This window comes from Sphingomonas bacterium (genome assembly GCF_903644135.1).
In the GTDB taxonomy this organism is placed as follows: Bacteria; Pseudomonadota; Alphaproteobacteria; order Sphingomonadales; family Sphingomonadaceae; genus Sphingomonas.
Genome location: NZ_CAHJXA010000209.1, coordinates 1 through 5,023 on the forward strand (window position 1 = coordinate 1; position 5,023 = coordinate 5,023).

General features: G+C 67.9%; 7 protein-coding genes and 1 tRNA gene. 5 read left to right on the forward strand and 3 right to left on the reverse strand.

Going from position 1 to position 5,023, the window contains the following annotated elements:
• Positions 1-79: 79 nt before the first annotated feature.
• Both HUU96_RS11060 and HUU96_RS11065 read right to left on the reverse strand, forming a co-directional pair.
• Positions 80-547, reverse strand: coding sequence for a MaoC family dehydratase (locus HUU96_RS11060; protein ID WP_174292854.1), 468 nt, complete (start codon positions 545-547; stop codon positions 80-82).
• Positions 544-1,386, reverse strand: a complete 843-nt coding sequence (locus HUU96_RS11065) for an HpcH/HpaI aldolase/citrate lyase family protein (RefSeq protein ID WP_174292855.1) — start codon at positions 1,384-1,386, stop codon at positions 544-546. Before HUU96_RS11065 ends, HUU96_RS11060 begins: the two co-directional genes overlap by 4 nt.
• Positions 1,387-1,745: 359 nt before the next feature.
• On the opposite strand from HUU96_RS11065, the gene HUU96_RS11070 reads away from it, so the two are divergent.
• The 3 genes from HUU96_RS11070 (at position 1,746) to HUU96_RS11080 (ending at position 3,040) form a co-directional block, all read left to right on the forward strand.
• Positions 1,746-1,967: a hypothetical protein gene (locus HUU96_RS11070; RefSeq protein ID WP_174292856.1), complete on the forward strand. Its 222-nt coding sequence runs from the start codon at positions 1,746-1,748 to the stop codon at positions 1,965-1,967.
• A 55-nt stretch (positions 1,968-2,022) separates the two neighbouring features.
• On the forward strand, positions 2,023-2,385 hold the full coding sequence (locus tag HUU96_RS11075) for a hypothetical protein (protein WP_174292857.1): 363 nt from the start codon (positions 2,023-2,025) through the stop codon (positions 2,383-2,385).
• A gap of 97 nt (positions 2,386-2,482) precedes the next feature.
• On the forward strand, positions 2,483-3,040 hold the full coding sequence (locus tag HUU96_RS11080; protein ID WP_174292858.1) for a hypothetical protein: 558 nt from the start codon (positions 2,483-2,485) through the stop codon (positions 3,038-3,040).
• Between the two features lie 394 nt (positions 3,041-3,434).
• Here the strand turns inward: HUU96_RS11080 and HUU96_RS11085 are convergent.
• Positions 3,435-3,508: transfer RNA gene (locus tag HUU96_RS11085), tRNA-Gln, on the reverse strand.
• A 185-nt stretch (positions 3,509-3,693) separates the two neighbouring features.
• Between HUU96_RS11085 and HUU96_RS11090 the strand changes: the two genes are divergently transcribed.
• A complete protein-coding gene (locus tag HUU96_RS11090; protein ID WP_174292859.1) occupies positions 3,694-4,203 on the forward strand; it encodes a 2Fe-2S iron-sulfur cluster-binding protein in 510 nt (169 codons plus the stop codon).
• Positions 4,200-5,023: FAD binding domain-containing protein (locus HUU96_RS11095; RefSeq protein ID WP_174292860.1), on the forward strand; the 824-nt coding region annotated here is incomplete at its 3' end. The genes HUU96_RS11090 and HUU96_RS11095, both read left to right, overlap by 4 nt.

Here is a 5,023-nt window from a genome sequence, read left to right on the forward strand (position 1 = left end):
GAACAGGAGACAGCGAGGGCCGCGTAACCGGCGCACCGCGGGACATGGCGCACCAGGCGGACACGGCGCGCGCGGATGCTCAGGCCGACACCGGCCGCTTCATCATCAGCGCCAGACGATGGACCTTCGCCACCAGCACGCCGCGCTGGTTGAAGCCGCGATGCTCGAACTCGGCGAGCCCGGCGGTGGGGCGCGACACCGACTCGCGCTTCGCCAGCACCTGGGTCTCGGCCCGCAGCGTATCGCCGATCGACACGGGTGCGGGAAAAGTGACCTCCTTGAAGCCCAGATTGCCCAGCGTGGTGCCATTGGTCAGGTCGGACACGCTGATGCCGACGACCAGCCCCAGCGTGAAGATCGAATTGACCAGCCGCGTGCCGGACACAGAATGTTCCCTGGCGAACTCCTCGTCGAGATGAAGCAGCTGGGTGTTCATCGTCAGCGTGGTGATCAGCAGATTGTCGGTTTCGGTCACCGTCCGCGTCACAGCATGGGCGATCACCGCGCCGACCTCCAGCTCCTCGTAATAGCGGCCCGTCGGTCTCATGCGCCTTCTCCTGCCCGGCCGATCGCCAAGGTGCGGCGCGCCTGGTCGAGGTGCAGCCGCTCGACCATCTGCCCGTCGACACGGATCGCGCCCTTGCCCGTTGCCGCCGGTGCCGCGAAGCCGCGCTCGATCGCCTCGGCCCAGGCGATCTCGTCGGGCGTCGGCGCGAACGCGGCGTTGCACGGCTCGATCTGGTCGGGGTGGATCAGCGTCTTGCCATCGAACCCGAACCGCACCGCCTGCGCGCACTCGGCGGCCAGCCCTGCACGGTCGTCGATCGCGTTGAACACGCCGTCGAGCGCCGCCAGCCCGTAGGCGCGCGCCGCCGCCACCGCCTGCGCGAGCAGGCCGTGGAAGGGCAGCCGGTCGGCACCCGGCTTCACCCCCAGCTCCTTGGCGAGGTCATTGGTCCCCAGCACCAGCGCAGCCAGCCCTGGCGCGGACGCCAGGCTCTCCAGCCGCAGCATCGTGCGCGCGGTCTCGACCATCGCCCATAGCGGCGTAGCGCCGAGCCGCTCTGCATAGGCGGCGACCCCGGCTCCGTCGTCGACCTTGGGGATCAGCACGGCATCGGGAGCAACCGCACGCAACGCGGCACAATCGTCCGCGCCCCAATCGGTCGCCAGCGCATTGACCCGCACCACCAACTCGCGCGGCCCGAACCCGCCCTCGCGAACCGCCGCCACCGCTGCCTCGCGAGCCTGGCCCTTGCTGTCGGGCGCGACCGCATCCTCCAGGTCGAGGATCACGACGTCGCAGGCGAGGTTCCGCGCCTTGACGATCGCCCGGGCGTTGGAGGCGGGCAGGTACAGCGCGCTGCGGCGCGGCCGGGCCGCCATCATGTCGCCGCCTGCGCCGGGCGAGCGGCCGGATCGATCCTCGCCGTCATCCGCCGCTGGTGTCAGAACCGCGCCGTCACTGCAAACCCGATCTCGCGGCGACGATCGATCGTCGCGATTATCAGCTTTCAGCATAGACCACTCAAAACGGCCACTGAAAACAAAGAAGTTTTTCAGAATGAGCGGGTTGGCCCGTTTCAGTCCATCCGCTCATTAGTGCGCTTGTTGCAGAACCTTCCGCTCACCGTTCGCGGGCGGCTCCAGGTGGTGCCCGGTCAGGCGGCCTGCGGAAGGGGCGGCTGGGCAGCCTCGAAGTAGGCGCGGTGGGCCGGCCTGATGCATTTCGAGCGCTGCACGCCTTGGCAGATGCGCTCGAAGAGCTCCTGATCGCAATCGACGTCGCCGAAGAGCTCTCCGCTTCGAAGCAGTTCCTGCAGCTTCGACCACTCGACGATCTCGGCTTCCCGGTAGCTGATGAAGGACCGGTGCTCGACGCGGGGGTGGTCCACATGACGGAGCGTGCGGCGGCGGGCGGGATGATGGCGCGAGTTGATCCGGCCGCATTCGCGATGGCCGCGTAACAGGATGTCGAGGGAGGAGGTCCATGACCATCTGCAAAGCTTCTACCTTGGCGGCATGACCCCCACGGAGTTGATGTCGCGGTATGCCGATGACCTGAGGTTCGAGCATCGGGACGGGAGTTACCTCGTAATGCAGGTCAGAGAGCATTCGCTCGACCTCTATGCAAGGATGGCAGACGATAGGGTGATTGCGACGCGGTTCGGCGAACTGCGTGTCGAGCTTGATGACGACGGTCCCGAAAGGCTTTCCGAGATCAGGTTTGGACAGATGATCGAGGAGGTCGTCGATCACGAGCTGTGGCGAGGGCGGGGCTGGCGGATCGTGGAGATGGAGGACGCCTTCCCACCTTTGACGGGTCCGACGCTGATCGTCGCGATGGGATCAATGCCTTACCAAATGCCTTGGATGCCTATGTAGCCGATCGTCTGGCTTCGGTGTGCGAGTGGGGTCCCAGCTGATCGCGTGGAGGTAACGCGCCGGCTGCCGTCGCGCGCCTCGTCCGCGTGACAGCGGTGTGCTCCAGGTCGACGCCGCGCGGCGCGCGTCTTCTCCTTCATCCACAACCATTCTGCCCCGAACCCGGGAGACCGCCGTGACCTACATCGACTTCGAGAAGCTGAAGCGCGTGCGCGCGATCAACCCATTTGCCTTTCCGCCGATCGACATCAGGGAGTCGGTCGGGTTCGTAGCCGAGCTGATGAGGAACCGCACGCGCGGGAACGCCGGGGCCATGGCGGCGGTCGGCGGCGGCCTGTCGCGCGTCGAGGTCGAGCGGCCGAGCCCGCGTCTGCGCCAGTTGCTGGCGATCCTGGACTGGCTCCCCGTAGGTTCCGCCACCGACGATCGCTGGTATCTTGAGGATCCGGTCGAACTCGCTCCTGACGACAACCACCTCGTCGCCGCCTTCGTCGCGCAGAGCTATGCGGACGACATGAACCTGCTCTTCGGCCCCGACGACGGACTGTTCCGCGGCTCGGCCTTTAAGCCGTTCCCGCCCGCCGATGCGACGCGGTCGGGGATGGCCGCGCACCAGCGGCTCATCGCGAAGCGGCATACGTTGCGGCGGCCGTGACTTATCCGCGCGTTCCGCCTTCGGTGCTTGCCCACCGGACCGCCGCGGCGATCCCTCGGACCAACCGCGGTCGCAGTCGGCTTGGCTTGGCGGAACTGGCGATGCCGTCTCGATCGACGGTCGGTCGCTGGCTACCCGAGATACACTCCCGGTTGGCCGGGCGGCCCGGCATCGGCGACGCGTGGCGGAGTTACCGGCCATGAAATGCGCCTAGTCGGCAGGTTGGTGCGCGCGGTCTGAAACCATGCGACTGAAGGCTGGCGCGACCGGCCGGCTCCTCCGGCTGCGATGGTTGCAAGTCGGCGAGTTGTGCGGTCGGATGTCACCCGAGCATGGCCCGCGATCGCCGCTCATCTGCAAGATTGAGCGGCTTATCATGCAAGCTGATACGATCTGGATGCCCCGCGTGGATTCGAACCACGATTGACGGAGTCAGAGTCCGTAGTCTTGCCGTTAGACGACGGGGCAGCAAGGCCGCGCGCTCTACGCGGCGGCTGGCGGCGCTGTCAACGTCGGCCCGCGGCTTCGAACCCGCTGCCTCGTCGCCGTGGCGAGGGACCGTTTGCCGACGGTGATCGTTTGCTGCTCATCACGAACCCGCTCACAAGCGAAGAACGACCCGTGCCCGCGGGGGAACAGTGGAGGAAGCGGCGATGCCGATCACGATTAATGGAGCTGCCGTGGCCGTGCCCGGCGACGCCCGCGTCTCGTTGCTCGACCTGTTGCGCGAGGAGCTGCACCTGACCGGCACCAAGAAGGGCTGCAACCAGGGCGCGTGCGGGGCCTGTACCGTGCTGGTCGACGGCGAGCGCATCCTGTCCTGCTTCGCCTTGGCGGTCCAATATGACGGCCGATCGGTGACGACCATCGACGGACTGGCCGGCGACGACGGCCTGCACCCGCTGCAACAGGCGTTCATCGAGCATGACGGCTTTCAATGCGGCTATTGTACGCCTGGGCAGATCTGTTCGGCGATCGGCATGGTCGCCGAGGCGAAACGCGGCGTGCCGAGCCATGTCAGCGCCGACCTCGGTGCCGACCAGGTGACGCTGACCCGCGAGGAGCTGCAGGAGCGGATGAGCGGCAACCTGTGCCGCTGCGGCGCGCATAACGGCATCATCGCGGCGATCGCCGAAACCGTCGCCGCGGAGATGGCGGCATGACCCCGTTCGGCTACGCCCGCGCCGCCGACTCGGCCGATGCACTGCGGCTGGGCGCGAAGCACGCCTCGGCCTATCTGGGCGGCGGCACCAATCTCGTCGACCTGATGCGCGAGACGATCGAGCGGCCCGCCGCGCTGGTCGATGTCACCGGCTTGTCCGACACGATCGAGGAGACGGAGGCGGGCGGCCTGATGATCGGCGCGGCGGCGCGCAACACCGCGCTGGCCGAGCATCGTGCGGTCCGGACCCGCTATCCGGTGCTGGCGCGCGCGATCCTGGCGGGCGCATCGGCGCAGATCAGGAACATGGCAACGGTAGGCGGCAACCTGCTCCAGCGGACGCGGTGCACCTATTTCTACGACACGGAGGGGTCGCGCTGCAACAAGCGCGCACCGGACTCCGGCTGCGATGCGATCGACGGTTTTCATCGCATCCACGCGATCCTGGGCGCGTCTGCCGCCTGCGTCGCGACCCACCCGTCCGACATGTGCGTCGCGCTCGCCGCGCTGGATGCGACCGTGCACCTGCAGGGCAGCGGCGGCGCGCGGACGCTGCCGTTCACCGAGCTGCACCGCCTGCCGGGCGGGCATCCCGAGATCGAGACGGTGCTGGAGCCGGGCGAGCTGATCACCGCGGTCGAGCTGCCGCCGCTGCCGTTCGCGGTGACGTCGACCTATCGCAAGGTCCGCGACCGGGCGAGCTATGCCTTTGCGCTGGTCTCGGTCGCAGCGGCGCTGGACGTCGAGGACGGCCGGGTCAAGGACGTGCGGCTTGCGCTGGGCGGCGTCGCCCACAAGCCATGGCGGGCGCTGAAGGCAGA

Excerpts from the sequence above, each read along its gene's own strand:
- HUU96_RS11060 (WP_174292854.1), bottom strand. The coding sequence starts at position 547 with ATGAGACCGACGGGCCGCTATTACGAGGAGCTGGAGGTCGGCGCGGTG.
- HUU96_RS11075 (WP_174292857.1), top strand. The coding sequence starts at position 2,023 with ATGACCCCCACGGAGTTGATGTCGCGGTATGCCGATGACCTGAGGTTC.
- HUU96_RS11065 (WP_174292855.1), bottom strand. The coding sequence starts at position 1,386 with ATGGCGGCCCGGCCGCGCCGCAGCGCGCTGTACCTGCCCGCCTCCAAC.
- HUU96_RS11090 (WP_174292859.1), top strand. The coding sequence starts at position 3,694 with ATGCCGATCACGATTAATGGAGCTGCCGTGGCCGTGCCCGGCGACGCC.